24 protein-coding genes are annotated in these 25,315 nt (G+C 70.4%); 12 read left to right on the top strand and 12 right to left on the bottom strand.

The features are described 5' to 3' along the window. Nucleotides 1-15: 15 nt before the first annotated feature. From ACFYZE_RS10595 to ACFYZE_RS10580, 4 genes are all read right to left on the bottom strand, one after another. Nucleotides 16-525: a GNAT family N-acetyltransferase gene (locus ACFYZE_RS10595; protein ID WP_388990907.1), complete on the bottom strand. Its 510-nt coding sequence runs from the start codon at nucleotides 523-525 to the stop codon at nucleotides 16-18. An 82-nt stretch (nucleotides 526-607) separates the two neighbouring features. Beyond that, on the bottom strand, nucleotides 608-2,236 hold the full coding sequence (gene mctP / locus ACFYZE_RS10590; protein ID WP_388990905.1) for a monocarboxylate uptake permease MctP: 1,629 nt from the start codon (nucleotides 2,234-2,236) through the stop codon (nucleotides 608-610). Continuing rightward, nucleotides 2,233-2,499 (bottom strand): DUF3311 domain-containing protein, encoded by a 267-nt coding sequence (locus ACFYZE_RS10585; protein WP_388990903.1) that lies wholly within the window; start codon nucleotides 2,497-2,499, stop codon nucleotides 2,233-2,235. Before ACFYZE_RS10585 ends, mctP begins: the two co-directional genes overlap by 4 nt. 129 nt (nucleotides 2,500-2,628) lie before the next feature. Then, nucleotides 2,629-3,393 (bottom strand): GntR family transcriptional regulator, encoded by a 765-nt coding sequence (locus ACFYZE_RS10580; protein ID WP_200419239.1) that lies wholly within the window; start codon nucleotides 3,391-3,393, stop codon nucleotides 2,629-2,631. Between the two features lie 422 nt (nucleotides 3,394-3,815). Between ACFYZE_RS10580 and ACFYZE_RS10575 the strand changes: the two genes are divergently transcribed. The 4 genes from ACFYZE_RS10575 (at nucleotide 3,816) to ACFYZE_RS10560 (ending at nucleotide 8,621) form a co-directional block, all read left to right on the top strand. Next, complete coding sequence (locus ACFYZE_RS10575) at nucleotides 3,816-5,099, top strand: extracellular solute-binding protein (protein WP_388990901.1); 1,284 nt, start codon at nucleotides 3,816-3,818, stop codon at nucleotides 5,097-5,099. Between the two features lie 143 nt (nucleotides 5,100-5,242). Further along, nucleotides 5,243-6,235 carry a carbohydrate ABC transporter permease gene (locus tag ACFYZE_RS10570; RefSeq protein WP_388990899.1) on the top strand — a complete coding sequence of 331 codons (993 nt, stop codon included), beginning with the start codon at nucleotides 5,243-5,245 and terminating at the stop codon, nucleotides 6,233-6,235. Nucleotides 6,236-6,249: 14 nt separating this feature from the next. Continuing rightward, nucleotides 6,250-7,119: a carbohydrate ABC transporter permease gene (locus tag ACFYZE_RS10565; protein WP_388991446.1), complete on the top strand. Its 870-nt coding sequence runs from the start codon at nucleotides 6,250-6,252 to the stop codon at nucleotides 7,117-7,119. An 8-nt stretch (nucleotides 7,120-7,127) separates the two neighbouring features. After that, nucleotides 7,128-8,621 (top strand): glycoside hydrolase family 3 protein, encoded by a 1,494-nt coding sequence (locus tag ACFYZE_RS10560; protein ID WP_388990897.1) that lies wholly within the window; start codon nucleotides 7,128-7,130, stop codon nucleotides 8,619-8,621. Between the two features lie 79 nt (nucleotides 8,622-8,700). On the opposite strand, the gene nagB is transcribed toward ACFYZE_RS10560, so the two are convergent. Further along, nucleotides 8,701-9,486, bottom strand: coding sequence for a glucosamine-6-phosphate deaminase (nagB, locus tag ACFYZE_RS10555; protein WP_388990895.1), 786 nt, complete (start codon nucleotides 9,484-9,486; stop codon nucleotides 8,701-8,703). Nucleotides 9,487-9,836: 350 nt separating this feature from the next. Between nagB and ACFYZE_RS10550 the strand changes: the two genes are divergently transcribed. After that, nucleotides 9,837-10,907, top strand: a complete 1,071-nt coding sequence (locus ACFYZE_RS10550) for an SIS domain-containing protein (RefSeq protein WP_388990893.1) — start codon at nucleotides 9,837-9,839, stop codon at nucleotides 10,905-10,907. A gap of 35 nt (nucleotides 10,908-10,942) precedes the next feature. Here ACFYZE_RS10550 and ACFYZE_RS10545 read toward each other — a convergent pair whose 3' ends face one another. After that, a complete protein-coding gene (locus tag ACFYZE_RS10545) occupies nucleotides 10,943-11,695 on the bottom strand; it encodes an SDR family oxidoreductase (protein ID WP_388991444.1) in 753 nt (250 codons plus the stop codon). Between the two features lie 86 nt (nucleotides 11,696-11,781). On the opposite strand from ACFYZE_RS10545, the gene ACFYZE_RS10540 reads away from it, so the two are divergent. Both ACFYZE_RS10540 and ACFYZE_RS10535 read left to right on the top strand, forming a co-directional pair. Then, entirely contained in the window at nucleotides 11,782-12,573 is a 792-nt protein-coding gene (locus ACFYZE_RS10540; protein WP_388991443.1) for a TetR/AcrR family transcriptional regulator, read from the top strand. Nucleotides 12,574-12,997: 424 nt separating this feature from the next. Next, nucleotides 12,998-14,464, top strand: coding sequence for a sensor histidine kinase (locus tag ACFYZE_RS10535; RefSeq protein WP_388991442.1), 1,467 nt, complete (start codon nucleotides 12,998-13,000; stop codon nucleotides 14,462-14,464). Nucleotides 14,465-14,682: 218 nt separating this feature from the next. Here ACFYZE_RS10535 and ACFYZE_RS10530 read toward each other — a convergent pair whose 3' ends face one another. Then, the gene (locus tag ACFYZE_RS10530; protein ID WP_003992873.1) at nucleotides 14,683-14,940 is read right to left on the bottom strand and encodes a WhiB family transcriptional regulator; all 258 of its coding nucleotides are present in this window, start codon (nucleotides 14,938-14,940) and stop codon (nucleotides 14,683-14,685) included. Nucleotides 14,941-15,261: 321 nt separating this feature from the next. Then, nucleotides 15,262-16,230, bottom strand: a complete 969-nt coding sequence (locus ACFYZE_RS10525; protein ID WP_388990891.1) for a diacylglycerol/lipid kinase family protein — start codon at nucleotides 16,228-16,230, stop codon at nucleotides 15,262-15,264. Between the two features lie 137 nt (nucleotides 16,231-16,367). Between ACFYZE_RS10525 and ACFYZE_RS10520 the strand changes: the two genes are divergently transcribed. Continuing rightward, nucleotides 16,368-16,820, top strand: a complete 453-nt coding sequence (locus ACFYZE_RS10520) for a hypothetical protein (RefSeq protein WP_388990889.1) — start codon at nucleotides 16,368-16,370, stop codon at nucleotides 16,818-16,820. A 91-nt stretch (nucleotides 16,821-16,911) separates the two neighbouring features. Here ACFYZE_RS10520 and ACFYZE_RS10515 read toward each other — a convergent pair whose 3' ends face one another. The 3 genes from ACFYZE_RS10515 to ACFYZE_RS10505 all read right to left on the bottom strand — a co-directional run bounded on the left by ACFYZE_RS10515 (nucleotide 16,912) and on the right by ACFYZE_RS10505 (nucleotide 18,957). Then, nucleotides 16,912-18,012 (bottom strand): RNA polymerase sigma factor SigF, encoded by a 1,101-nt coding sequence (locus tag ACFYZE_RS10515; protein ID WP_388990888.1) that lies wholly within the window; start codon nucleotides 18,010-18,012, stop codon nucleotides 16,912-16,914. Continuing rightward, complete coding sequence (locus ACFYZE_RS10510; protein ID WP_103839295.1) at nucleotides 18,009-18,422, bottom strand: anti-sigma regulatory factor; 414 nt, start codon at nucleotides 18,420-18,422, stop codon at nucleotides 18,009-18,011. Before ACFYZE_RS10510 ends, ACFYZE_RS10515 begins: the two co-directional genes overlap by 4 nt. A 274-nt stretch (nucleotides 18,423-18,696) precedes the next feature. Further along, nucleotides 18,697-18,957, bottom strand: coding sequence for a UBP-type zinc finger domain-containing protein (locus ACFYZE_RS10505; RefSeq protein WP_388990886.1), 261 nt, complete (start codon nucleotides 18,955-18,957; stop codon nucleotides 18,697-18,699). A 62-nt stretch (nucleotides 18,958-19,019) separates the two neighbouring features. Here ACFYZE_RS10505 and ACFYZE_RS10500 point away from each other — a divergent pair, with 62 nt between their 5' ends. Further along, nucleotides 19,020-20,615, top strand: coding sequence for a Na+/H+ antiporter (locus tag ACFYZE_RS10500; RefSeq protein WP_388990885.1), 1,596 nt, complete (start codon nucleotides 19,020-19,022; stop codon nucleotides 20,613-20,615). A 27-nt stretch (nucleotides 20,616-20,642) separates the two neighbouring features. Here ACFYZE_RS10500 and ACFYZE_RS10495 read toward each other — a convergent pair whose 3' ends face one another. Then, nucleotides 20,643-21,572 (bottom strand): 1-aminocyclopropane-1-carboxylate deaminase/D-cysteine desulfhydrase, encoded by a 930-nt coding sequence (locus ACFYZE_RS10495; RefSeq protein WP_388990883.1) that lies wholly within the window; start codon nucleotides 21,570-21,572, stop codon nucleotides 20,643-20,645. Nucleotides 21,573-21,742: 170 nt separating this feature from the next. On the opposite strand from ACFYZE_RS10495, the gene ACFYZE_RS10490 reads away from it, so the two are divergent. The 3 genes from ACFYZE_RS10490 (at nucleotide 21,743) to ACFYZE_RS10480 (ending at nucleotide 25,257) form a co-directional block, all read left to right on the top strand. Continuing rightward, the gene (locus tag ACFYZE_RS10490; protein ID WP_388990881.1) at nucleotides 21,743-23,149 is read left to right on the top strand and encodes a family 2B encapsulin nanocompartment shell protein; all 1,407 of its coding nucleotides are present in this window, start codon (nucleotides 21,743-21,745) and stop codon (nucleotides 23,147-23,149) included. A gap of 154 nt (nucleotides 23,150-23,303) precedes the next feature. Further along, nucleotides 23,304-24,428 carry a family 2 encapsulin nanocompartment cargo protein polyprenyl transferase gene (locus tag ACFYZE_RS10485; RefSeq protein WP_388990879.1) on the top strand — a complete coding sequence of 375 codons (1,125 nt, stop codon included), beginning with the start codon at nucleotides 23,304-23,306 and terminating at the stop codon, nucleotides 24,426-24,428. A gap of 208 nt (nucleotides 24,429-24,636) precedes the next feature. Further along, complete coding sequence (locus tag ACFYZE_RS10480) at nucleotides 24,637-25,257, top strand: GNAT family N-acetyltransferase (RefSeq protein WP_388990877.1); 621 nt, start codon at nucleotides 24,637-24,639, stop codon at nucleotides 25,255-25,257. The last annotated feature ends 58 nt before the right edge of the window (nucleotides 25,258-25,315 follow it).

The raw sequence follows: 25,315 nt of genomic DNA, 5'->3' as shown, positions 1-25,315 counted from the left end.
TGTGTCGCTGCGGCCTCAGAGCGTCAACTCGTAGGTGAGGAGAGTGATGTCGTCGAGATGGGGGAGCGGGTTCCAGTCCCGCTCGGGTGTGCGAACGAAGCCCAGGCGTTCATAGATGCGGTGGGCGGTGCGCATCGTGCGCTGGGTCGACAGGACGACCCGTACGCAGCCGTCGGTGGCCCGTGCGCGGTCGACGCAGGCCCGGACGAGAGCCTCTCCTGCGCCCCGGCCGCGGGCGGCGTGCGCGACCGCGAGCATCCGTATCTCGGCCTCTCCCGGCCCCGCGATGTCGGCCATGGGGCCGCCGCCGGTCGGCACGAAGGTGACGCCGCCGAGCACATGCCCGTCCGCCACGGCCACCAGCACCTGTGCCGTGGCGGCCCGCCCTGCCACGTCCTTCAGTTCGTCGAGGTAGGCATCGCTCTCGCCGAAGTCGAGGAGGCCGTCCCGGAGGTAGGCCTGCGCGGTGATCTCGCCGAGCGTGTCGTACTCGTCGGGGGTCGCCTGCCGGATGGTGAGGTCCATGGGGCCGAGTGTGCCGGACGGGTACGACAGCGGGCCGCCGGATTTTTCTCCGACGGCCCGCTGACCCGCGTACGACGTGGGCTCAGTGCGATGTGCCGGCCGTGGCCGGCGGCAGTTCCACCTGCACCCCCGGGTCGCCCGCGTCCGCCGTGTAGTCCTCCGGCTTCGTCTCGTCGATGCCCTCCGGAGCCTTCAGCGCCTTCAGGACGAACGTCAGCACCACCGTGACCACCACGTTCAGCACGAACGCCGTCAGGCCGATGTAGCCGATCTGCCCGATGCCGGGGATCTCCTTGGCGGAGCCGCCGAAGTGCGACTGGGTCGGGGACGCGACACCGTATGCCGCCAGCGTGCCGTAGACCATGCCGACCGCCCAGCCCGCCAGCAGCGCCCAGCGGTGGAACCAGCGGGTGAACAGACCGCCGACCAGGGCCGGGAAGGTCTGCAGGATCCAGATGCCGCCGAGCAGCTGGAAGTTGATGGCGACCGTCTTGTCCATGGTCAGGACGAAGACCAGGGCGCCCACCTTCACCAGCAGCGACACGATCTTGGAGACCCTGGTCTCCTCCGCTGCCGTGGCGTTCGGCTTGATGAAGTCCTTGTAGATGTTGCGGGTGAAGAGGTTCGCGGCCGCGATCGACATGATGGCCGCGGGCACCAGCGCGCCGATGCCGATCGCCGCGAAGGCCACGCCGGCGAACCAGTCCGGGAACATGTTCTCGAACAGCTGCGGAATCGCCAACTGCCCGTTCTTGACCTTCACACCCGCGGCGATCGCCATGAAGCCCAGCAGCGCCAGCAGGCCCAGCATCAGCGAGTACAGCGGCAGGATCGTGGTGTTGCGGCGGATCACCTCACGGCTGCGCGAGGACAGCGTCGCGGTGATCGAGTGCGGGTACATGAACAGCGCGAGCGCCGAGCCCAGCGCCAGCGTGGCGTACGTCCACTGGGTCGCCTCCGAGGGCGCGAGGGCCCCGCGCGGCTTGCCGGTCACCGGGTTGACCTGAGCGAACGCATGCCCTGCCTTCGCGAAGACGTCGTCGAAGCCGCCCAGCTTGATCGGGATGTAGATGATCGCCACCGCGATGACGATGTAGATCAGCGCGTCCTTCACGAACGCGATCAGCGCGGGCGCCCTGAGGCCCGACGAGTACGTGTACGCGGCCAGCACACCGAAGGCGATCAGCAGCGGCAGGTCCTTCACGAACCAGTTGGTGTTCTCGCCGCCGCCCACGCCCATCACGTCGAGGACGGCCTGGATGCCCACCAGTTGGAGCGCGATGTACGGCATGGTCGCCAGGATGCCGGTGAGCGCCACCGCCAGCGACAGGCCCTTGGAACCGAACCGGCCGCGCACGAAGTCCGAGGTCGTGACGTATCCGTGCCGGTGCGAGACCGACCACAGGCGCGGCAGGAAGGTGAAGATCAGCGGGTACACCAGGATGGTGTAGGGCACCGCGAAGAAGCCCGAGGCGCCCGCCGCGTAGATCGCCGCCGGCACGGCAACGAACGTGTACGCGGTGTACAGGTCGCCGCCGAGCAGGAACCAGGTGATCCAGGTTCCGAACGAGCGGCCGCCGAGGCCCCACTCGTCGAGGCTGTGCTCGTTGTCGGCCCTGCGCCAGCGCGCCGCCAGGAAGCCCATGACGGTGACGGCCAGGAAGAAGAAGATGAAGACGCCGAGTGCGACGCCGTTCACGCCGTCCTTCACTGCGACGCACCCCCCTTCCGGCCCGCGCGGGAGCGCTGGTCACGCTGCCACAGCTTGTACGCGAACATCGTCAGCGCCGTGGAGATGAGCACCCACAGCATCTGGTACCAGTAGAAGAACGGGATGCCGATGAACGCGGGGTCCGTCTTGGCGTACGAGCCGACCCACAGCATCGCGACGAAGGGTGCTACAAGGCAGAGGGCGATGACGACGCGCACGGGCGTCACCACCGCCGCTCTGGCTGCATCTGGTTGATCGGACATGCGGCTCCGTCCCCTCACTGGTCACCTGTGCACCTGTGTAATGCGCAGGCAATGTAGGTGACCCCGTCATGAAAGCGGAAGCCCTCGTCCGTATATCGGTCGTGACCAGGCCCTTAAGGCGGGGCTGGTTTACTCCGCGGGCCGCTTCAGCCGCGCCACGAACTTGTAGCGGTCGCCTCGGTAGACGGACCGCACCCACTCCACCGGCTTGCCCTCGCGGTCCAGTGAGTGGCGGGAGAGCATCAGCATCGGCAGGCCCACGTCCGTGCCGAGCAGACCCGCCTCGCGCGGGGTGGCCAGCGAGGTCTCGATGGTCTCCTCGGCCTCCGCGAGATGGACGTCGTAGACCTCCGCGAGCGCCGTGTAGAGGGAGGTGTACTTCACCAGCGAGCGGCGCAGCGCCGGGAAGCGCTTGGCGGACAGGTGCGTGGTCTCGATCGCCATCGGCTCGCCGCTCGCCAGGCGCAGCCGCTCGATGCGCAGCACCCGGCCGCCGGGCGAGATGTCGAGCAGCCCGGCGAGCGTGTCGTCGGCCGTGATGTAGCCGATGTCCAGCAGTTGCGAGGTGGGCTCCAGGCCCTGCGCGCGCATGTCCTCCGTGTACGAGGTCAGTTGCAGCGCCTGGGACACCTTCGGCTTGGCGACGAACGTGCCCTTGCCCTGGATGCGTTCGAGCCGTCCCTCGACGACCAGCTCCTGCAACGCCTGGCGCACCGTCGTGCGGGAGGTGTCGAACTCCGCGGCCAGCGTGCGCTCGGGCGGCACCGGCGTGCCCGGCGCCAGCGTCTCCGTCATGTCGAGCAGATGCTTCTTCAGACGGTAGTACTTGGGCACGCGCGCGGTGCGGACGGTCGTCCCGCCCTCGCTCTCCGCACTGCTGACGTCGGTGCTCATGCTCTGCCTTCCCGGCTCCGGATGCCGAAGCGACCGACAGGCAGTCGGTCACGGCTCACATCGTGGCACGGCTTCATGGGAGCAGAGCCCCACGCTCCGTGATCCCCGTTCCACGGACGGGGATCCCCTCTGTATACCGTCGGACCCCTCGCTGGTCTAGTCCACATAGTGGAAGTGGTCCAGTCGCGGCCATGGGAATCCGTGTGCCCGTTTTCGCTGGGTTCCTACTTAAAGGTCCTTTCATATGTAGGTCGCATAACGAACGCCCTGAGCGGCTCGAACACCCTTGACGCGCCTATTGGTCTGAGCCAAGCTCCCCCGTACTGGTCTACACCATTGGTCCAGGTCCCGGCCCCACGGGCGGTGCGCGTCGTCACGCCGCGGGGACAAGGGGGGTTTGTGGCATCCCTGAGGAGGATGGCGTGAAGCGCAAACTGACAGTCGCGATCGGTATCGCGGGCATGATGGTCTCCATCGCGGCATGCGGGGGCGGGAAGTCCGGCGGGTCGAGCACGGGGGCGGACGCCAAGGAGCTCACCGTCTGGCTGACGGTCGACGCCCAGAACAACTGGCCGGCGCTGGTGAAGGCCGCCGACGACGCGGTGCTGAAGAAGCACCCGGGCCTGAAGATCAACCACGAGTACTACGGCTGGCCGGACAAGAACACCAAGCTCGACGCCGTCCTCGCCACCGACAAGGCGCCCGACGTGGTCGAGATGGGCAACACCGAGATGCTCGGCTACATGGTCAAGGGCGCCTTCGCCCCGGTGGACCCGGCCAAGTTCGACAACTCCGCCCAGTGGCTCGACGGCCTCAAGTCGTCCGTCACGTACGACGGCAAGACCTACGGCGTTCCCTACTACGCCGGCGGCCGCGTCGCCAACTGGCGCAAGGACATCGCCGCTTCGGTCGGTGTGAAGACGCCGCCGAAGACGTACCAGGAGCTCACCGCCGACCTGGACAAGATCCAGCAGAAGGAGGGCAGCGGGTTCAGCGCCTGGTACCAGCCCACGCGCGACTGGTACGCGGCCATGTCCTTCGTCTACGACGCCGGCGGGTCCATCGCCAAGCAGGAGGGCGGCCAGTGGAAGGCCGACCTCTCCTCGCCCGAGTCCCTCAAGGGCCTCAGCGAGTTCAAGTCGGTCATCGACAAGTACATGCACGGCGACAAGACCAAGGACGAGTCGGACCGGTACATCGTCTACGGCCAGGGCAAGTCCGCCATGATCTTCGGCGCGGCCTGGGAGGGCGCGGCCGCGGCCGACCCGAAGGCCGACAAGACCGGGGGCAAGCTGAAGACCGGCCTCGAGAACTTCGTGATGCCCGGCCCGTCCGGCAAGAACATGCCCGTGTTCCTGGGCGGTTCCGACCTCGCGATCCCGGTGAAGTCCAAGGCGCAGTCGCTGGCCGCCGAGTGGATCAACGCGTTCACGGGATCGCAGGGCCAGAAGGGCCTCATCGCCAAGGGCAACCTGCCCAACAACAAGACCGATCTGGCGACCCTGAAGAACGACCCCGCGACGGCGGTCCCGGCCACCGCGGCCGAGTCCAACTGGTTCGTCCCCATGGCACCCGGCTGGGGCCAGGTCGAGAAGGCGCAGGTCCTGCAGACGATGCTGCAGGACATAGGCACCGGCAAGAAGTCGGTCGAGGCCGCGGCGAAGGAAGCGGACGCCGCGATCGACAAGGTCATCAACACCAAGTGAGCCGACGGCAGGGCCCCGTGGACGCCGCGGTTGTCCGGGGAGGGGCCCTGCGTCTCGTACGACCGTGGGGGCGGGCCGCCGTCCTCCTGCGGCCGTGCGGGTTTCGCCTTCGTACGACCTGAAGGACCGCTGAGGAGCGCGCGATGAGTGCCGCAGACACGACCACCCCTGCCAAGGTGCCGCCGCCGCGGCAGGCGCCTCCACCACCGGGCGCCGTCGCCGTGAGGCCGGGCAGAGGGCGGGCGCCGGGCGGGGCCGCCGTGCCCTGGGCGCTGCTCGCCCCCTGTCTGCTGGTCCTCGCCCTGGTGATGGGCTATCCGCTGGTCCGCCTGGTGACCCTGTCCTTCCAGAAGTTCGGCCAGTCCCAGCTGTGGGGGTTCCAGCCGGCCCAGTCGGCAGGGTTCGCCAACTTCACCAACGTGCTTCAGGACGGCGAGTTCTGGGCGGTCGTCGTGCGCACGGTCGTCTTCGCGGCGGGCTCGGTGATCTTCACCATGGTTCTCGGCATGCTGATCGCGCTGCTGCTCCAGCGGGTCTCCGGCTGGATGAAGACGCTGATCAACATCGTGCTGGTGGCCAGCTGGGGTATGCCGGTCATCGCGGCCACCACCGTCTTCAAATGGCTGTTCGACTCGGATTACGGCATTCTCAACGCCCTGCTGAGCAAGCTGCCCGGCGTGCATCTGATCGGCCACAACTGGTTCGCGAGCGGACCGCAGGGCCTGGCCGTGATCATGCTGCTCGTGGTCTGGGGCGCCGTCCCGTTCGTCGTCATCACGCTCGGCGCGGGCCTCACCCAGGTGCCCGTCGAGCTCCAGGAGGCAGCCCGGCTCGACGGCGCCGGCTCCTGGGGCGTGTTCCGCCACGTCACCCTCCCGATCCTGAAGCCGATCATCGTGATGCTCACGACCCTCTCCGTCATCTGGGACATGGGCGTCTTCCCGCAGGTCTTCGTGATGCGCGGCGGCCACCCCGAGGCCGAGTTCCAGCTGCTCACCACGTACTCGTACGACCGGGCGTTCGTGGTCGACGACTACGGCCAGGGCTCCGCGATCGCGCTGATCACCGTGCTGTTGCTGCTCGGCGTCGTCGCCGTCTACATGCGTCAGATGCTGAAGATCGGAGAAGTCGAATGAGCGGCATGAGCGGCATGAGCGGCACGAGTGCGACGACGCTCACCGGGCGCGCCGTGGCCCGCCGCCGGACCAGGTCCCGGCTCGGCTGGAACCTCCTCGGCCTGCTGGTCCTCCTCACCGCGGGCTTCCCCGTCTACTGGATGATCGACACGGCGTTCAAGCCGGCGAAGGACGCCATCGACCCGGACCCGAGCCTGCTGCCCACGGGGCTCACACTGGACAACTTCCGCCGGGCGCTGGCCATCGCCGACTTCTGGGGACCGGTCGGCCGCAGCCTCGTCGTGTCGCTGTCGGTGGTCGCGATCGGCATCGTCGTCGGCATGCTGGCGGCGCTCGCCATCTCCCGGTTCGCCTTCCGCGGCCGGAAGATCGTGATCGTGGGCATCCTGGCGGTCCAGATGGTGCCGCTCATCGCCATGATCATCCCGGTGTTCCTCCTGCTCAACGACCTCGGCCAGTACGACAAGCTGTCCGGCCTGATCATCACCTACCTGACCTTCATCCTCCCGTTCACGGTGTGGACGCTGCGCGGCTTCATCGTCAACATCCCGCGCGAACTGGAGGAGGCGGCGATGGTGGACGGGTGCTCGCGCACCGGCGCCTTCCTGCGCGTGGTCTTCCCGCTGCTGGCCCCCGGCCTGGTCGCCACCTCGGTCTACGGCTTCATCCAGGCCTGGAACGAGTATCTGTACGCCCTGATGCTGATGAGCCAGCAGCACCAGACCGCGACGGTCTGGCTAGGCAACTTCACCACCAAGCACGGCACCGAGTACGCCCCCATGATGGCCGGCGCCACGATGATGGCGGTGCCGATGGTCGTGCTCTTCCTCCTCGTCCAGCGCAAGATGGCCGCGGGCCTCACCGCGGGCGCCGTGAAGGGATAAGGCCCCCGATGACGACATTCGCCAGCGGCACGGACACTCTGACGCGCGATGCGCTGACGGTCCTCCAACCCGGCTTCATCGGCACCACCGCCCCCGACTGGCTGCTGCGGCGCCTCGGCGAGGGCCTGGCGTCCGTGGGCCTGTTCGGCCGCAACATCACCTCGCCCGGGCAACTCGCCGCCCTGACGGCCCAGTTGCGCGCCGAACGCGACGACGTGCTCGTCGCGATCGACGAGGAGGGAGGAGACGTCACTCGCCTGGAGGTGCGGACCGGCTCCTCCTTCCCGGGCAACCACGCGCTGGGCGCGGTCGACGACGTCGACCTGACCCGCGAGGTGGCGTACGCACTCGGCCGCCGGCTCGCCGAGTGCGGGGTGAACCTCAACTGGGCGCCCTCGGCCGATGTGAACTCCAACCCCGCCAACCCGGTGATCGGCGTCCGGTCCTTCGGCGCCGACCCCGAGCTGGTCGCCCGCCACACCGCCGCCTACGTCACCGGCCTGCAGTCCGCCGGTGTGGCCGCCTGCACCAAGCACTTCCCGGGGCACGGGGACACGGAGGTCGACTCCCACCTCGCCCTCCCGCGCATCGACGCGGAAGAAGCGGTGCTCCAGGACCGCGACCTCGCCCCGTTCCGCGCGGCGATCACCGCCGGCACGCGCGCCGTGATGAGCGCGCACATTCTGGTCCCGGCCCTGGACCCGGACCGCCCGGCAACGTTGTCCCGGCGCATCCTGACCGACCTTTTGCGCGACGAGCTCGCCTACGACGGCCTGATCGTCACCGACGGCATGGAGATGCGGGCGATCGCCGGGACGTACGGCATCGAGCGCGGCAGCGTCCTCGCCGTCGCGGCCGGTGCGGACGCCATCTGCGTGGGCGGCGGTCTCGCGGACGACGCGACGGTACGACGTCTGCGGGACGCCCTGGTGGCGGCGGTCCGTTCCGGCGAGCTGGCCGAGGAACGGCTCGCCGAGGCCGCGGAGCGGGTACGGGCGCTGGCGCGGTGGACGGCGTCGGCGGCAGCGGACGGCGTCGGCCCACATCGGCCGCCCGTCGCCGACATCGGCCTGCTCGCGGCCCGCCGCGCGCTGAAGGTCACCGGCGAAGAGGGCTTCACCCCGCTCACCGAGCCGCCCTACGTCGCCGCTCTCACCCCCGTGGCCAACATCGCGGTGGGCGACGAGACCCCGTGGGGCGTGGCCGCCGAACTGCTCCGCCTGTTCCCCGGCACGGAGACCGGCAGCTTCGCCGGGGAGGCGGCGGGGCGTGCGGCGCTGGCGGCCGCCGGGCCCCGGCGGATCGTGGCGGTGGTCCGCGACGAGCACCGTCACCCCTGGATGGCCTCCGCCCTGGACGCGCTCCTGGAGCAGCGTCCCGACACGATCGTCGTCGAGATGGGCGTGCCCCAGGCCGCGTCTCGCGGCGCCCTGCACATCGCCACCCACGGGGCGGCGCGGGTGTGCGGCCGTGCGGCGGCGGAGGTCATCGCGGGCCGTTGAGCCCTGGCGGGGAGGACGCCGGGTCCGGGTGCCGTCCGGACCCGGCGTCCTCCTTGTGAGGCGCGTTCCTGCGCGGGTGTTAGATCCCCTGCCAGTCGGGCTTGTTGGCGTAGGTGTGGCGGAAGTAGTCGGCGAGCTTCAGCTTGGACGCGGCGGCCTCGTCCACGACCACGGTCGCGTGCGGGTGGAGTTGGAGCGCGGAGGCCGGGCAGACCGCGGCGACCGGGCCCTCGACGGTCGCGGCGACCGCGTCCGCCTTGCCCTCGCCGGTCGCCAGCAGCACCAGGTGCCGCGCCTCGAGGATGGTGCCTATGCCCTGGGTGATCACGTGGTGCGGCACCTGGTCGATGTCGCCGCCGAAGAAGCGGGCGTTGTCGATACGGGTCTGCTCGGTGAGCGTCTTGATGCGGGTGCGGGAGGCAAGTGAGGAGCACGGCTCGTTGAACCCGATGTGCCCGTCGGTCCCGATCCCGAGCAACTGCAGATCCACGCCACCGGCACCGGCGAGTGCCCTGTCGTACTCCTCGCACGCGGCCTGAACGTCCTGTGCAGTGCCGTCGGGCCCCAGGAAGGCGTCCATGCCTATCCCGAGCGGCTCCAGCACCTCCCGCCGGAGGACGGAACGGTACGACTCCGGGTGGTCAGCGGGCAGTCCGACGTACTCGTCGAGCTGGGCGACACGCGCCCGCGAAACGTCCACGGCACCGGAACGCACCCTGGCCGCCAGGGCCTCGTACACGGGCAACGGTGTCGACCCGGTGGCCACACCGAGCAGGGCGTCGGGCTTGCGCCGGAGCAGCCGCGCCATGGCCTCGGCGATGAGCTCGCCACCCGCCTGAGCGTCCGGAACGATGACAACTTCCACGCTGGGCCTGCCGATCTGAGGAGAGGGGACTGGGAACCGGGGGAATGGACCATGTGGTTTAGACCAATCTAACAGAGCCGGGGCCGTCGGAGGGGGTGCGGGCGGAGTGTTGGCGGAAGGCGAGGCGGCGGTCCGGCGGGAGTCGACGGCGCGTCGGACACGGGGCCCGGCCGAGGCCGCCTGCCTGGCGAATTCGGGCCGACAGGCTCACTGACCTGCCCCGCTCTGACCGGCATGGCCCGGCGCGGATCCGCCACCGCCTCCCCGCCGAGGCATCGCCGGGTCCGAGGGGGTGGAATAGGAGCCGTCAGGCCAGAGCGAGACGCACTGCCCACCCCGGGAGGATCCCCATGACGCCGACGACACCGGACCCTCAGCGAGACCTCCCGGGACGGATCATGGCCCGGGAGATGGCCGAACAGCCCGCCGTGCTGCGCCGCATCCTCGACGAGGGGGCACCGCGCATCCGGGAGGTGGCCCGCGAGGTCGCCGCGCGCAAGCCCCGGTTCGTGCTGCTGACGGCCCGCGGCACCTCGGACAACGCCGCGCTCTACGCCAAGTACCTCCTGGAGATCCGCCTCGGCCTGCCCTGCGGTCTCACCTCGATGTCCACGACCACGGCCTACGGCGCCCGCTCCGACCTCACCGACGTCCTCGTCATCACCGTCAGTCAGTCCGGCGGCTCCCCGGACCTCGTCGCCTCGACAAGGGCCGCCCGCGAGGCCGGCGCCCTCACGCTCGCCGTGACCAACAACCCGGACTCACCGCTGGCCGCCGTCTCCGAGTACCACATCGACGTCATGGCCGGCGAGGAGAAGGCCCTCCCCGCGACCAAGACCTACACCGCCTCCCTTCTCGCCCTCTATCTCTTCGTCGAAGGACTGCGCGGGGGCGACGGCGCGCCCGCGAAGGCGCTGCCCGACCTCGCCGAGCAACTCCTCGCCCGCCAGGACGAGGTCCGCACCCTCGCCGCCCGCTACCGCTTCGCCGAGCGCATGGTCATCACCTCGCGCGGCTACGGCTACCCCACCGCCAAGGAAGCCGCCCTGAAGCTGATGGAGACCAGCTACATCCCCGCGCTCTCCTACTCCGGCGCCGATCTCCTGCACGGCCCGCTCGCCATGGTCGACAACGTCTCGCCGGTCATCGCCGTCGTGACGGACGGCAAGGGCGGCGCCGCGCTCCAGCCCGTACTCGACCGGCTGCGCGGCCGCGGCGCCGACCTCGTAGTCATCGGACCGCCGAGCCAGGTCGAGCAGGCATCGGCGGGGTTCGTCCTGCCGACCGAGGGCGTGGCCGAGGAGGTCCAGCCGATCCTGGAGATCATCCCGCTCCAGCTCCTCGCGTACGAGGTCACCATCGCCCGCGGCCAGGACCCGGACGCCCCGCGCGCCCTGGCCAAGGTGACGGAGACGCACTGACAAGCGGCTGGTGTGCCGGACGTCCGCGGGAGGCCCTAGGTCAGGGAACCTCCCGTCGCGTCCACCCAGCTGCCGGTGACCCACCGGCCGGCGTCGGAGGCCAGGAACGCCACCACGTCGGCGACGTCCGCCGGGGTGCCCACGCGGCCCAGTGCCGACAGGGAGGCGGCCCAGGCCGCGCCGTCCTGTGTGCCGTGGAGCAGCCCGGCGGTGTTGTCGGTGTCGATGATCCCGGGGGCCACCGAGTTCACGGTTATGCCGCGAGGGCCCAGCACCTTGGACAGGTCGCGGGTGAAGACGTCCAGCGCGCCCTTCGTCATCGCGTAGGCGATCTGCTGCGGTATCGCCGCAGTCCTGGACAGGCCGGAGGAGATGTTGATGACACGACCGCCGTCTCTCAAGCGGTCAAGGCCGCGGCGCACGATGAAGAACGGCGCCTTCACGTTCACCGCGAAGACCTTGTCGTACTCGTCCTCCTCGATCTCCGGCAGCGGGCGTGCACCGCCGATGCCCGCGTTGTTGACCAGGATGTCCACGCCGTCCGCGTGGCGGTCGAAGGCCTCCCACAGGGCCTGGGCGTCGCCCGGCAGCCCCAGCTCGACTCCGATCACGAACGCGGACCCGCCGGCCGCCTCGATCGCTGCGACCGTCTCCTTCGCCGCCGCCTCGTTCCGGCCGTAGTGCACGGCAACCCGCGCACCGTCACGCGCCAGCCGCTCGGCGATTCCCCGGCCGATGCCCCTGCTCGCCCCTGTGACGAGCGCGGTCCTCCCCGCGAGCACGCCCACGCCGACACCCCTCTCCATTCCCTAGCGGTCGATACAGAAAAGACCGTACTGCAGGGCAGGGCGATTTCTCTAGCATCCGCTATAAAATCCACCCCATGGTGGAGAGCCAGGACAGCGACCGACAGCCAGAACCGCTACCCGGGGGGCCGACGCGGACCGCGACCGAGGGTGATCCGGCGACCAAGTCGACGTCGGCACGCGGCGGTTCCGGGTCCTCCCGTCCTCGCGGACGCCCCCGTTCCTTCGACCGGAGGACCGCCCTCGAAAAGGCCCTCCTCGCGTTCTGGGAGCACGGTTACGAGGCCACCTCCGTCTCCGACCTGACCCGCGTCATGGGCATCGGCGCGCCGAGCCTGTACGCGGCGTTCGGCGACAAGCGGTCACTCTTCGAGGAGGTCGTCGGCGTCTACGACGAGCGGTACGGATCCTTCGGTGACCGCGCCCTCGCCGAGGAGCCCACCGCTCGTGCCGCGATCGAGCGGATGCTCCGCGAGGCCGCCGAGATCTACACCGCCCCCGGGCGCCCGCACGGCTGCCTCGTCATCCACGCCGCCGCCAACTGCGCGACGCCGGAGATCGAGGAGTCCCTGCGGGCGCGGCGCAACGCCAACATCGACGCCTTCGAGAGCCGCATCCGGGCGGCAGCCGCCGCCGGTGAGCTGCCCGCCCGTACCGATGCCCGCGCCCTCGCCCGGTACGTCGGCGCGATCATCCAGGGCATGTCCCAGCAGGCGCGCGACGGGGCCACCCGGGAGGAACTGGAAGCGCTCGCCGAGGTCGCCCTCGCCGTCTGGCCCCAGGCACGGACCGGCGGGGACTACGCTCCAACTGGGTCGTCGGGGCGGCCAGGACGGATGCGTGAAGGCATGGATGTCTGATAAAGAGACAACAACAAACATCCTTCAACGCATGGACACATGCACCAGGATCCAGGCACCATGGTGTCCTCAGTGTGGTCTAGTCCAACAGGCCGACGACGCTGGGTAAAGTAAGTAAAGCCACAAGCCCCGCCTTCCCCGCACAGGAAGGCGGACCGAGGAACCGGCGCTCTCTGCCCTGACTGCTCCGGCTCCTCGACCTTCGGCCGACCGGGACCGCACACCCCGCGGCCGTTGCTGCTCCGGGCTGCGGTGCCGGGAGGGTTGAGGGTCCCTCCCAGGCGCCGCGGCCCGCGGGTGCTTTCCGGGGGCCGTAAGGGCGCCGCACCCGGACCGCTTCCCGGCGGGGTCGTACCTGGACAGCTGCACCGGCCGATTTCGATCGATGTCCGAACGCCCAGGTACCCTCGCACACGTGCCCTCCATGAACGAACTGGTCCGCCAGCACACCGCCCTCAGTGACTCCGACCTGGAGTGGCTGCACCTGCTGGTGTCGGAGTGGCAGCTGTTGTCCGACCTCTCCTTCGCCGACCTGGTCCTGTGGGTGCCCACTCTCGACGGCATCCGGTACGTGTCGGTGGCCCAGATGCGTCCCAACACCGGCCCCACGTCCTACCAGGACGACATGGTCGGCCACCTCGTCCCCCGCGGCCGCCGCCCCATGCTGGACGCGGCCCTGGACGAGGGCCGGATCGTGCGTGAGGGAGACCCGGAGTGGCGCGAGGAGGTCCCGGTCCGGGTCGAGTCCATCCCCGTACGCTGCGGGGGGCGCGTCCTCGGCGTCATCGCGCGCAACACCAACCTGCTGACCGTGCGGACCCCGAGCCGCCTGGAGCTCACCTACCTCCAGAGCGCCTCCGACCTCGCCCAGATGATCGCGGCCGGCGCCTTCCCGTTCCCCGACCAGCAGGTCGACATGGACGCCTCACCGCGCGTCGGCGACGGCCTGATCAGACTCGATGCGGACGGCATCGTCCAGTACGCGTCACCGAACGCTTTGTCGGCGTACCACCGGCTCGGCCTCGCCGCCGACCTCGTCGGCCAGCACCTCGGCAAGACCACGGCGGAACTCGCCCCGACCAAGGGGCCGGTGGACGAGGCGCTGGTCAAGCTGGCCAGCGGATGGGCGCCGCGCGAGTTCGAGATCGAGGCCAACGACGGGGTGATCCAGTTCCGCGCGATCCCCCTCAAGCCCAAGGGCACGCGCATCGGCTCGCTGGTCCTGCTCCGGGACGTCACCGAACTGCGGCGTCGCGAACGTGAGCTGATCACCAAGGACGCGACCATCCGGGAGATCCACCACCGGGTGAAGAACAACCTCCAGACGGTCGCCGCCCTGCTCCGACTGCAGGCCCGCCGCATCGAGTCCGACCGCGGCAGGGAGGCACTCGAGGAGGCCGTGCGGCGGGTCGGCTCGATCGCCATCGTCCATGAGACGCTGTCCCAGAACCTGGACGAGCGTGTGGAGTTCGACGAGATCGCCGACCGGGTGCTCGCCATGGTCGCGGAGATCTCGCCCGGCACGGTCACCGGCCGGCGCAGCGGCCGCTTCGGCATCCTCGACGCGGAGGTCGCCACCCCGCTGTCCATGGTGCTCACCGAGGTCCTGCAGAACGCGCTGGAGCACGGTTTCCGTCAGGGCGAGACCGGCACGGTCGAGGTCTCGGCCGTCCGCGGCGGTACGCCGAAGGAGGCGCGCCTCCTGGTCACCGTCCAGGACGACGGGGTGGGCCTGCCCGAAGGCTTCGATCCGCAGACCGCGGGCAACCTCGGGCTGCAGATCGTACGGACGCTGGTGGAGGGCGAGTTGGGTGGGACCTTCGACATGGTCCCGGCCCCGGGGCGCGGCACGCGCGTGATCCTGGACATCCCGGTCCGCGCGCAGAAGTGAGCCCGGGCGGCGGCGAGCCGGTACGGACGCCGCCGCCCCCGCTTCGCAGGGCATCGTGGGCATCGTCCCCACAGCAATGAGCCCCGGGCCACCAAGTGGCCCGGGGCTAAAGCTCGTTGCTGCCAGCTGCTGCTAGCGACTGCGCGCTGCGGCTCGGGGGCGGGAGAAGCGTACTCGCTGTACGCGCCGCCAAGCTCAGGCTCGTCGGGGCGGGTGTGTCAGGCGGAGGCCTGACGGGCCCGGTTGCGGGCGGCGCGGCGCTTCATGGCGCGGCGCTCGTCCTCGCTGAGACCACCCCAGACGCCGGAGTCCTGGCCGGACTCGAGCGCCCACTGCAGGCACTGCTCGATAACCGGGCAGCGACGGCAGACGGCCTTGGCTTCCTCGATCTGCAGCAGCGCAGGACCAGTGTTGCCGATGGGGAAGAAGAGCTCGGGGTCTTCCTCGCGGCAAACGGCGTTGTGACGCCAGTCCATGGCTGCTACCTCTCCTTGGTATTACATGCAGATTGCTTGTGAATGTGAACGCTTTCACGAATCCCTCAACAAGTGAAGGGCCGACCGTCAGACTCACTGAGGTGGTCCTGTGGATTGAGGAGGGGTTCGAGCACTCTCGACGGAAGCCGGTGTTGCGGGCTGTCCCGAGCGCCACGTAGAGACTCGCAAACCTCAGCGGCGGATACAACCCCTTCAGGAAAGTTTTTTTTGATTCCTTGGTGTCGACTAGGTCACAGCCGTACTTCCAAGGGGTGGATCCTGGCCTAAACGTTCGAGTGAAAGGACTTTAGCCCCTTCTGCTCACACAATCACACGCAGTGCACGGCGTACGCCTGTGAACGTCACGCTCGTGCGCACCCCGAGGTGGTCGCCGTCCATCTGCAGGGGCAGGGGCACCTTCGAATGCAAGGTGAAGCCGGTCAGGTCGTGCATCGAGACCACATGCCTGCCCCGGGGTCCCCGCTCGGGGGACGAATTGAGCAACTGGGTGGCATACCGGGCAACCGAGGCCGTCGAAAGGCGGCTGAGGGCGAGCACGTCGAGGCCGGTATCGAACGAGGCCTTAGGGGAGGCGTACACCGGACGATTGCCGAGAAACGTCCAGGGCGCGGTGTTGCAGATTATGGACATGACCAGATCGGCGACCGGCTCCTCACCCGCCCGCTCCAGGGTGATCGTGCCGTGCCGGCGATGCGGTTCGTCCAGGAACTGACGGACCACCTGGCGCAGATAGAGCGCATGGGTGGACCGCTTGCCCTGCTCCCGCTGCTGCTCCACCCGGCCGACCACTCCCGCGTCGAAGCCGAAGCCCGCGTTGAAGGTGAACCAGCGGGAGGGCACCGCCTCGTCCTCGGTGCCCGGGGTGCCCGCGGCGAGACCTAGTCCGACCACACGCTCACGGCGCTCGCGCAGGCCGTCGAGGATGGCGCCGGTGGCCTCCACGACGTCGTTGGGCAAGCCCAGGGCCCGGGAGAAGACGTTGGTCGAGCCGCCGGGCACCACGGCGAGCAGGGGAAGGCGGTCGGGGTCGGGGCCGTGGTGCAGCAGGCCGTTGACGACCTCGTTGACCGTGCCGTCGCCGCCGAGTGCCACGACCAGGTCTATGTCCTCGCTCTCCGCGGCCTGCCGGCCGAGGTCCCGGGCGTGCCCCCGGTACTCGGTGGTCACCGCCTCGAGCTTCATCTCGCTCGCCAGCGCGTGGATGAGTACATCACGGGTACGTGCGCTTGTGGTGGTTGCCGCCGGATTGACCACGAGAAGTGCACGCATGGTGTGCAGCGTACCTACTGGGCGGTACTCGGCCCTAGCCCGGTTAGGGATCCGGTAAGAGGACCGGGAGTGGTCTTGAGCACAGCGGGGCCGGAGGCGTCCGCGGCGGTGACCGGGCCGAGGGCTACCCTTCAGGGGTGAGCGCTGAGCAGAACCCAACCCCTGAGACCCGCCAAGCCGGGCCCCGCCCCACGCGGCTGACCGCCGCGGCGGCGCTGGCCGGCCTGGAGGGGCTGGCCCTGGTCGCGGGCGGCGTCTGGACGCTCGTCCTCGGCCTCACGGGCGCGCCGGACGACCGTCAGCAGGCCGTCACACTCGGCATCACCCTGATCGTGCTCGCGCTGCTTCCGCTGCTGGCCGCGCGGGGTCTGCTGCTGCGGCGCGGCTGGAGCCGGGGGCCTGCCGTCATCACCCAGATCATGGCGCTGCCGGTGGCGTACAACCTGCTCCGCGCCGACAGCGTCGCGATCCCGGTCGGCATCGTGCTGGCGATCGTCGCGGTGACGGCCCTGGTGCTCCTGGTGAACCCGGCGACGACGCAGGCCCTCGGAATCCGCGGTCCCGGCCGCGCGGAGGAGCCGAAGCGGTAGCCGGCGCCCGGCCGCGTGGGGGAGCCGAAGCGATAGCCGGTGCCCGGCCGTCGCGGGGCGCCGCTGACCGGTAGCCCCGCGTGCCGCAGTCCTACTCCTCCACCAGCAGTTTGTCCCGCAGCTGCGCCAGCGTCCGCGCCAGCAGACGCGAGACGTGCATCTGCGAGATGCCGACCTCCTGCGCGATCTGCGACTGTGTCATGTTGCCGAAGAAGCGCAGCAGCAGGATCCGCTTCTCCCGCGGCGGAAGATCCTCCAGCAGCGGTTTGAGCGACTCGCGGTACTCGACGCCCTCCAGCGCCTCGTCCTCCGCGCCGAGCGTGTCCGCGACCGCCGGGGACTCGTCGTCCGTGTCGGGGACGTCCAGGGACAGCGTCGAGTACGCGTTGGCGGACTCCAGGCCCTCCAGGACCTCCTCCTCCGAGATGGCCAGCTTCTCGGCCAGCTCGTGGACCGTCGGAGAGCGGCCGTGCTGCTGGGACAGCTCGGCCGTGGCCGTCGTCAGGGCCAGGCGCAGCTCCTGCAGGCGCCGCGGCACCCGCACCGCCCAGCCCTTGTCGCGGAAGTGCCGCTTGATCTCGCCGACGACCGTCGGGGTCGCGTAGGTCGAGAACTCGACGCCCCGCTCCGGGTCGAAGCGGTCGACCGACTTGATCAGGCCGATGGTGGCGACCTGGGTCAGATCGTCCAGCGGCTCGCCGCGGTTGCGGAAGCGGCGCGCGAGGTGCTCCACGAGCGGCAGGTGCATACGAACCAGCTGGTTGCGCAGCTCCGCGTACTCCGGGCTGCCCTCCTTCAGCTTGCGCAGTTCGACGAACATCGCCCGCGCGCCGCTGCGGTCCTGTGGATCGTGCTGTGCGCCGACCGGCGCACCCTGCTCAGCGTCTCGCTCGTGCTCGCTCATCGTCCCGCCCGTCGTCCGCCGCCCTCCGGAGGACGTACCCGTGGCTCCGCCTGCATCCCGTCGTGCGCCGCCCCGGACGGAGAGCGCCTCGTCCGCCCCGGCCGGACCCGTCTGCACGGGTGCCATGACCGCCGACGCCTGGCCCTCCGGATGCGGACGGGCCTGCTCGGGGATGCCGTCCACGCCTTCCGCCATGCGCGGCGCCCCGCCCGGGCCGCCCGCGCTCCCGGCAGAGAACTTCCGTGTGCCGCGCTCTTCGTCCCGCACCGGCCCGTCCCCGTTCGTCACGCCGGCCCGGGTCCCGCGCCGCGCTGTTTGTAGAGGCTGATGGACACGGTCTTGTCGTCGGAGACCGCGGAGGAGACCTTGCCGGCCAGGGCCGACAGGACTGTCCAGGCGAAAGTGTCCCGCGAGGGGGCATGGCCGTCCGTGGTCGGGGCCGCGACCGTGACCTCCAGCGAGTCGTCGATGAGCCGGAAGACACAGCTGAGCACCGAGCCGGGCACGGCCTGCTGCAGCAGGATCGCGCAGGCCTCGTCGACCGCGATGCGCAGGTCCTCGATCTCGTCGAGGGTGAAGTCCAAACGGGCCGCGAGACCGGCCGTGGCCGTGCGCAGCACCGACAGGTAGGCACCCGCAGCCGGCAGCCGGACTTCCACGAAGTCCTGGGTCGCGGGCTCGCCTGCGATCTGGGACACCCTCACCTCCAAGGTGGTACGAGCTGTTTCGGGGGCCGAGGGTCGCCCCCCGGGCTAACGCCCCTCGTGGTTCAGCGGTGACGCTATCGCGCTCTCAACGTACCTGTCCCCGGGACCCCGACCCCTTGCTGTCACTCATAGTAAACCCATGTATACGCACAGTGGCTAGGGGTCTGGCGGAACCAATCGGGAAGAGCGCGCGCCGGTTTGACGTACCCGGACGTCGGAGCGGCCAACCGTCCGGATCCAGGGTCACACGGGCGCCGGTCCGGGGTCACACGAGTACATGGTCGACGAAGCACCAGCGCCAGCTCTCGCCCGGTTCGAAAGTACGCATCACCGGGTGGCCGCTGACCTCGTGGTGCGCCGTGGCGTGCCGAAGGGGCGAGGAGTCGCAGCAGCCCACATGCCCGCATTCCAGGCACAGACGCAGTTGCACCGGGTGCGTACCGGCGGCGAGGCACTCCAGGCAGGTCTCGCTCTGGGGCTTGGGCTCGGGGTCCGGCAGCGCGTCGACGTGCCTGCACTGTTTCATGATGGCCAGGTTACGACGGGTCCGCGGGAAGCGGTGCGGAAAAAGAGGGCGGGCGGAAGACGATGAACGTGGTGCCACTGCTGTTGCTGGTCGCCGGCAGCGCGGCCGTCGCCGGGGCGGCCCGCCGGACCCCGGTGCCCGCGCCACTTCTGCTCGTCGCCGTGGGCCTGGCCGTCTCGTATCTGCCCGGGGTGCCCGAGTACACCCTCGACCCCGCGATCGTCCTGCCGCTGGTGCTGCCCCCGTTGCTGTACACCGCGGCCACCGACAGCTCCTACCTGGACCTGCGGGCGCAGATGCGGCCGGTGGCCCTGCTGTCCGTCGGATACGTGCTCTTCGCGACGCTCCTCGTGGGCTGGGCGACGTATCTGATCGTGCCGGGCCTGCCGCTGACGGCCGCGCTGGTCCTGGGTGCGGTGGTCGCGCCGCCGGACGCGGTCGCGGCGACGGCGGTCGCCCGGCGGGTCGGCCTGCCCTCGCGGATCACCACGATCCTGCAGGGGGAATCGCTGGTGAACGACGCGACCGCGATCACCGCGTACAAGGTGGCGCTGGCCGCGGCGGTCGGCGAAGGCGCGACCTGGTCGGGCGGCGTACGGGAGTTCCTGCTCGCGGCGGTCGGCGGGGTGGTGATCGGTCTGCTGCTGATGATGCCGATCCACTGGCTGCGCACCCACCTGAAGGAGGCGCTGCTGCAGAACACGCTCTCCTTGTTGATCCCGTTCGTCGCCTACGGCGCCGCGGAATGGGTGCACGCCTCCGGAGTGCTCGCCGTGGTCGTCGTCGCCCTCTACCTCGGCCACCACAACTGGCAGGTCGACTTCGCGACCAGGCTCCAGGAGGAGGCGGTGTGGAAGATGGTCGCGTTCGTGCTGGAGTCGGCGGTGTTCGCGCTCATCGGACTGCAGTTGCCGGTCGTGCTCAGAGGGCTCGGTCCGTACGAGGGCACGCGCGCGGCCTGGTGCGCGGTAGCCGTGTTCCTGGTGGTCGTCGTGTCCCGGTTCGTCTGGGTGTACCCGGCGACCTTCCTGCCGCGTGCCCTCTTCGGGCACATCCGGGAGCGCGAGGACAACCCGACGTGGAAGGGGCCGTTCGTCATCGGCTGGGCGGGGATGCGGGGGGTCGTGTCACTCGCGATCGCCTTCTCGATCCCGCGGACCGTGCACGGCGGCGGCCCGTTCCCCGACCGCAACCTGGTCCTCTTCCTGACCTTCACGACGGTGATCGGCACGCTGGTGGTCCAGGGGCTGAGCCTGCCCCCGATCATCCGGCTGCTGCGCCTGCCGGGGCGCGACGCCCAGGCGGAGACGCTAGCTGAGGCGAACGCGCAGGCCCAGGCGTCCCGGGCCGCCGAGCAGCGCCTCGAGGAACTCCTGGAGGACGAGCGCAACGCACTGCCGCCGCCACTGGCCGACCGCCTCCGCACCGTCCTGGAGCGTCGCCGCAACGCTGTCTGGGAGCGGCTGGGCTCGGTGAACCCGGTGACGGGCGAAACGGTCGACGACACCTACCGGCGGCTGTCGCGAGAGATGATCGGTGCTGAGCGGGAGGTCTTCGTCAAGCTCCGCAACCACCGCTACATCGACGACGAGATGCTCCGCACCCTGCTGCGCCGCCTGGACCTGGAGGAGGCGGCGGCGTACCGGGAGACGACATGAGCGCCTGGCCGGGCGCCGGATGCTCCCCTAGGGAAAGGGGCGACCCGTGATCACGGCCGCCACGGTCGTCCCCCTCGGGAACGCCCCCTCCCGGGTCAGCGCGACCAGTCCGTACAGCAGCTTGGCGACATAAAGACGTTCCACAGGCAGGTCGTGGCGGGAGGCGAAGTCCGTCGCGAACGCTTCGAGTTCGGGGGTGGTGCGGGCATACCCGCCGAAGTGGAAGCGGTCGTCGAGGGACCAGGTGCCGCTGCGGGCTCCGAAGGCGCCGGTCTGCAGGGCCGTCACCTCGGCGGCCAGGAAGCCGCCCTTCAGGACGGGGATGCCCAGGGCCCGCTGGCCGGGGGACAGGCCGGCCGCCAGGCCCGCCAGCGTGCCGCCGGTGCCGCAGGCCACCGCGACGACGTCGGCCCGGCCGCGCAGCTCCTCACCGAGCGCCCGGCAGCCGCGCACGGCGAGGCGGTTGCTGCCGCCCTCCGGAACCACGTACGCCTCCTCGGCGTCCGCCGCCCGCAGGATGCCGGTCAGCGTCTCCGGCTCCGCCTTGTGACGATAAGTCGACCTGTCGACGAAGTGCAGTCGCATGCCGTCGGCCCTGCACCGGGCCAGTGAGGGGTTGAGCGGGTGGTCGGCCAGCTCCTCGCCGCGCACCACTCCGATCGTCTCCAGCCCGAGCAGCCGGCCCGCCGCGGCCGTGGCCCGCAGATGGTTGGAGTACGCACCCCCGAAAGTGAGCAGGGGGCGGCCTGCCGCGGCCCGCAGATTGGGGAGGAGCTTGCGCCACTTGTTGCCGACCAGGTCCGGGTGGATCAGGTCGTCGCGTTTGAGCAGCAGTCGTACGCCGTACCGCGCGAACCGCTCGTCCACGACCTCCCGCAGCGGCGACGGCAGGCGCGGACGCAGCGCGGTCGCCGGGTCGGGCGTTACGCGGTCGTCCCGCTCGTCAGGGCTGGTCACCCCGCCATTGTCGAACACCTGCCACCGGCCGAGGGCGCTCGGGAACGCGCGCTCAAGTGCCCAGCGCGGCCGTGATCCAATCCCGCTCTTTTGTGTAATGGTGCGACCACGTTCCGTGATGGAAGGCTGGTCCTCGCAGATCGGATGCATGACCGGGAGGGGCATTACCAATGTCGGTAGGCGAAGAGGTCCGCGCCGAGGAGAACAGGCCGCAGCAGAGCCTCGGCACCGCGGCGGCGCGGAACCTGGCCACCACCACCAAGTCCGCACCCCAGATGCAGGAGATCAGCTCACGGTGGCTGCTGCGCACGCTGCCGTGGGTGAACGTGCAGGGTGGCACGTACCGGGTCAACCGTCGCCTGACCTACGCGGTGGGCGACGGCCGTGTGACCTTCGTGAAGACCGGTGACCAGGTCGCGGTCATCCCCGCGGAGCTGGGCGAGCTGCCCGCCCTGCGCGCGTACGACGACCTGGACGTGCTCGGCGAACTCGCCCAGCGCTGCCAGCAGCGCAGGTTCGCACCGGGGGACGTGCTCGCAGAGTTCGGCAGTCAGGCCGACGAGGTGTTCCTGCTCGCGCACGGCAAGGTGGAGAAGATCGGCACGGGCCCCTACGGGGACGACGCGGTGCTCGGCGTCCTGGCCGACGGCGCCTACTTCGGCGACCAGGCGCTGCTCGACCCGGACGCCATCTGGGAGTACACGGCCCGCGCGGTCACCGCCTGCACGGTGCTCGCCCTGCCCCGCCGGGAGGTCGACCAGGTCGCGGAGCGGGCCCAGTCGCTGCGCGACCACCTCCAGCGGCAGCGCTCGATCCCGGCCCAGCGCACCAACAAGTACGGCGAGAAGACGATCGACCTCGCCGCCGGCCACACCGGTGAGCCGGAGATCCCGCACACCTTCGTCGACTACGAGGCATCGCCCCGCGAGTACGAGCTGAGCATCGCCCAGACCGTCCTGCGCATCCACACGCGCGTGGCCGACCTCTACAACCAGCCGATGAACCAGACCGAGCACCAGCTCCGGCTGACGGTCGAGGCCCTCAAGGAGCGTCAGGAGCACGAACTCATCAACAACCCCGAGTTCGGGCTCCTCAGCAACTGCGAGTACGACCAGCGGCTGCAGCCGCACGACGGCGTGCCGAGCCCCGACGACATGGACGAACTGCTCAGCAGGCGGCGCGGCACCAAGCTGTTCCTCGCTCATCCGCGTGCGATCTCCGCGTTCGGCCGCGAACTCAACAAGCGCGGACTCGTCCCGGAGACCATCGACATCGGAGGCAACCGCATCCCCACCTGGCGGGGGGTGCCGATCTACCCGTGCAACAAGATCCCGGTCACCGAGGCCCGTACGACCTCGATCATCGCCATGCGTACCGGGGAGGAGGACCAGGGCGTCGTCGGACTCCGCCAGTCCGGTATCCCCGACGAGATCGAACCGAGTCTGTCGGTGCGGTTCATGGGCATCAACGAGCAGGCGATCATCAGCTATCTGGTGACGGCGTACTACTCGGCCGCCGTCCTGGTCCCGGACGCGCTGGGGGTCCTGGAGAACGTCGAGATCGGCCGCTGGAGGTGATGCTCCTCCTCGGCTCGTCCGCCTACGAGACGCGTTCGATCGCGGCCCAGAAGCGGCACTCGGTGTTCCGTCCGTCACCGTGGGTAGATCCTCCGGGTATGTGCCCAGCGGCAGCGGAAGGCGTCACCGTCCGCAGACTCTACGAGGCGGTTCCATGAGTGAGTTCATGACGGAGCCCAAGCGGGGCCCGTCCCTCGCGCGGCGCGGCCCGGCCGGTATCCCGAGGCGGCGTGACCCGCTCCCCGGCCGGCCGGCACCGTCCGACGGACAGGAGGCCGTGGCGATCCTGGAGCGTGCCCGCGCCGCGGTCGACCCCGAGCTGCGCCGAGCCGTCGACTCGCTGCCCGGCTCCATGCGCCGGATCGCGCGCTACCACTTCGGCTGGGAGCACGCGGACGGCACCCCGGCGACCGGCAACGCGGGCAAGGCGATACGACCCGCGCTCGTGCTGACCGCCGTCCGGGCACTCGGCGGGCAGGAGCCGGCCGCCGTAGGGGCCGCCGCCGCGGTGGAACTCGTCCACAACTTCACGCTGCTGCACGACGATGTGATGGACCGGGACACCACCCGCAGACACCGCCCCACCGCGTGGACCGTGTTCGGTGACGCCGACGCGATCCTCGCCGGAGACGCCCTGCAGGCGCTGGCCCTGCGGCTGCTCGCCGAGGATCCGCACCCGGCGTCGGGCCCGGCCGCCGCCCGGCTCGCGGCCTGCGTCGTCGAGCTGTGCGCCGGACAGCACACGGACACGGCCATGGAGCGGCGCGGCCCCCGCGACGTCACCCTCGCGGAGGTGCTCGCCATGGCCGAGGCGAAGACGGGCGCCCTGCTCGGCTGTGCCTGCGCGCTCGGCGCGCTGTACGCGGGGGCGGACGCGGCGGACGTGGCGGCGCTGGACGCGTTCGGCCGTGAGGCGGGGCTCGCCTTCCAGCTCATCGACGACGTGATCGGCATCTGGGGCGATCCGAGCCGCACCGGCAAGCCGGCCGGTGCGGACCTCATGGCCCGCAAGAAGTCGCTGCCCGTGGTCGCCGCGCTCGCCTCCGGTGCACCGGCCGCGGCCGAACTCGCGGAGCTGTACGAGAGGCCCTACCAGGAAGGGGAGTTGGAGCGAACCGTGCTCGCCGTCGAGCGCGCGGGCGGTCGTGACTGGGCGCAGTCGCAGGCGGCCGACCGGATGGGCCGGGCGATGCAGGAGCTGTCCCGTGCGGTTCCCGACCCGGACGCGGCGGGTGGTCTGCTGGCGCTGGCCGAGTTCGTCACCCGGCGCAGCACCTGACCGGCACCACCGCTGGACCCCGGAGACCCGGGCCCGCGCGGCTCCTGACCCCGCACGGTCCCGGGGACTCCGGCCGGGGCGGCCCTCCGCACCTCCCTGCGATGTGCGGAGGCCCGCCCCTTCCCACCCGCATCCCCCGGCCGATCGAGTGACGGTTAGGCTGCAACCGCCGTACGAACCCGGCGAGTTGATGCGAAGGGGTGGGCTGATGGGCGTGGCCATTCGGGCGGCCGGCCAGAGCGACCGGGAGCTGGTCGTCCGGCTGCTGGACGAGGCGTTCCAGAACGACCCGGTCAGCAGCTGGGTCTTCCCGGGCGAGGAGTACCGTCGCAGGACGCACCACCGGCTGATGGCCGTTTTCACCGACGTCGTGCTCGCCGAGGGACGCATCGACATGACCGAGGACGGCACGGCGTGCGCGCTGTGGCTGTCCATACCCGCAAGTGACCACTCGGCGGGCGCCGGCACGGACGGGGCGGAGGCCGAGGAGGGGAACGACGGGGTGCGGCTGCGGGAGGCCGTCGACCCGGAGAACGAGCGCGTGGAGCGGATCGCCCGGCTGACGGCCGAGGCGCACCCCGCGGACCGCGCCCACGAGTACCTGTGGATGATCGGCGTGGCCACCGGACACCAGGGGCAGGGCCTGGGCACCGCGCTCATCCAGCACGTCCTCGACCGCTGCGACAGCGAGGGCCTGCCCGCCTATCTGGAGGCGAGCAGCGCCCGTAGCACCCGGCTGTACGAGCGCCTCGGCTTCGCCTTCACCGGACGCACCGTGGACCTCCCGGACGGCCCGCGGATGTGGCCGATGTGGCGGGAGCCGCGCTGAACCACTGACCCCGGCGGCGCGGTCCACAGCGGGCGCAGGCCGCCGGATCCGGCCTAGG

Origin of the sequence: Streptomyces sp. NPDC001796 (genome assembly GCF_042892355.1) — a bacterium.
Lineage (GTDB): Bacteria > Actinomycetota > Actinomycetes > Streptomycetales > Streptomycetaceae > Streptomyces.
Note: the sequence above shows the minus strand (reverse complement) of the source record. Positions and strands in the feature narration are given on the sequence as shown.

What these genes read in the sequence shown, in the direction of transcription:
- ACFYZE_RS10550 (WP_388990893.1), top strand. Translation starts at nt 9,837, where the DNA reads ATGACGCCGACGACACCGGACCCTCAGCGAGACCTCCCGGGACGGATC.
- ACFYZE_RS10565 (WP_388991446.1), top strand. Translation starts at nt 6,250, where the DNA reads ATGAGCGGCACGAGTGCGACGACGCTCACCGGGCGCGCCGTGGCCCGC.
- ACFYZE_RS10585 (WP_388990903.1), bottom strand. Translation starts at nt 2,499, where the DNA reads ATGTCCGATCAACCAGATGCAGCCAGAGCGGCGGTGGTGACGCCCGTG.
- ACFYZE_RS10560 (WP_388990897.1), top strand. Translation starts at nt 7,128, where the DNA reads ATGACGACATTCGCCAGCGGCACGGACACTCTGACGCGCGATGCGCTG.
- ACFYZE_RS10530 (WP_003992873.1), bottom strand. Translation starts at nt 14,940, where the DNA reads ATGGACTGGCGTCACAACGCCGTTTGCCGCGAGGAAGACCCCGAGCTC.
- ACFYZE_RS10490 (WP_388990881.1), top strand. Translation starts at nt 21,743, where the DNA reads ATGTCGGTAGGCGAAGAGGTCCGCGCCGAGGAGAACAGGCCGCAGCAG.
- ACFYZE_RS10485 (WP_388990879.1), top strand. Translation starts at nt 23,304, where the DNA reads ATGAGTGAGTTCATGACGGAGCCCAAGCGGGGCCCGTCCCTCGCGCGG.
- ACFYZE_RS10505 (WP_388990886.1), bottom strand. Translation starts at nt 18,957, where the DNA reads ATGAAACAGTGCAGGCACGTCGACGCGCTGCCGGACCCCGAGCCCAAG.
- ACFYZE_RS10525 (WP_388990891.1), bottom strand. Translation starts at nt 16,230, where the DNA reads ATGCGTGCACTTCTCGTGGTCAATCCGGCGGCAACCACCACAAGCGCA.
- ACFYZE_RS10580 (WP_200419239.1), bottom strand. Translation starts at nt 3,393, where the DNA reads ATGAGCACCGACGTCAGCAGTGCGGAGAGCGAGGGCGGGACGACCGTC.
- ACFYZE_RS10480 (WP_388990877.1), top strand. Translation starts at nt 24,637, where the DNA reads ATGGGCGTGGCCATTCGGGCGGCCGGCCAGAGCGACCGGGAGCTGGTC.
- ACFYZE_RS10570 (WP_388990899.1), top strand. Translation starts at nt 5,243, where the DNA reads ATGAGTGCCGCAGACACGACCACCCCTGCCAAGGTGCCGCCGCCGCGG.
- ACFYZE_RS10535 (WP_388991442.1), top strand. Translation starts at nt 12,998, where the DNA reads ATGAACGAACTGGTCCGCCAGCACACCGCCCTCAGTGACTCCGACCTG.
- ACFYZE_RS10500 (WP_388990885.1), top strand. Translation starts at nt 19,020, where the DNA reads ATGAACGTGGTGCCACTGCTGTTGCTGGTCGCCGGCAGCGCGGCCGTC.
- ACFYZE_RS10595 (WP_388990907.1), bottom strand. Translation starts at nt 525, where the DNA reads ATGGACCTCACCATCCGGCAGGCGACCCCCGACGAGTACGACACGCTC.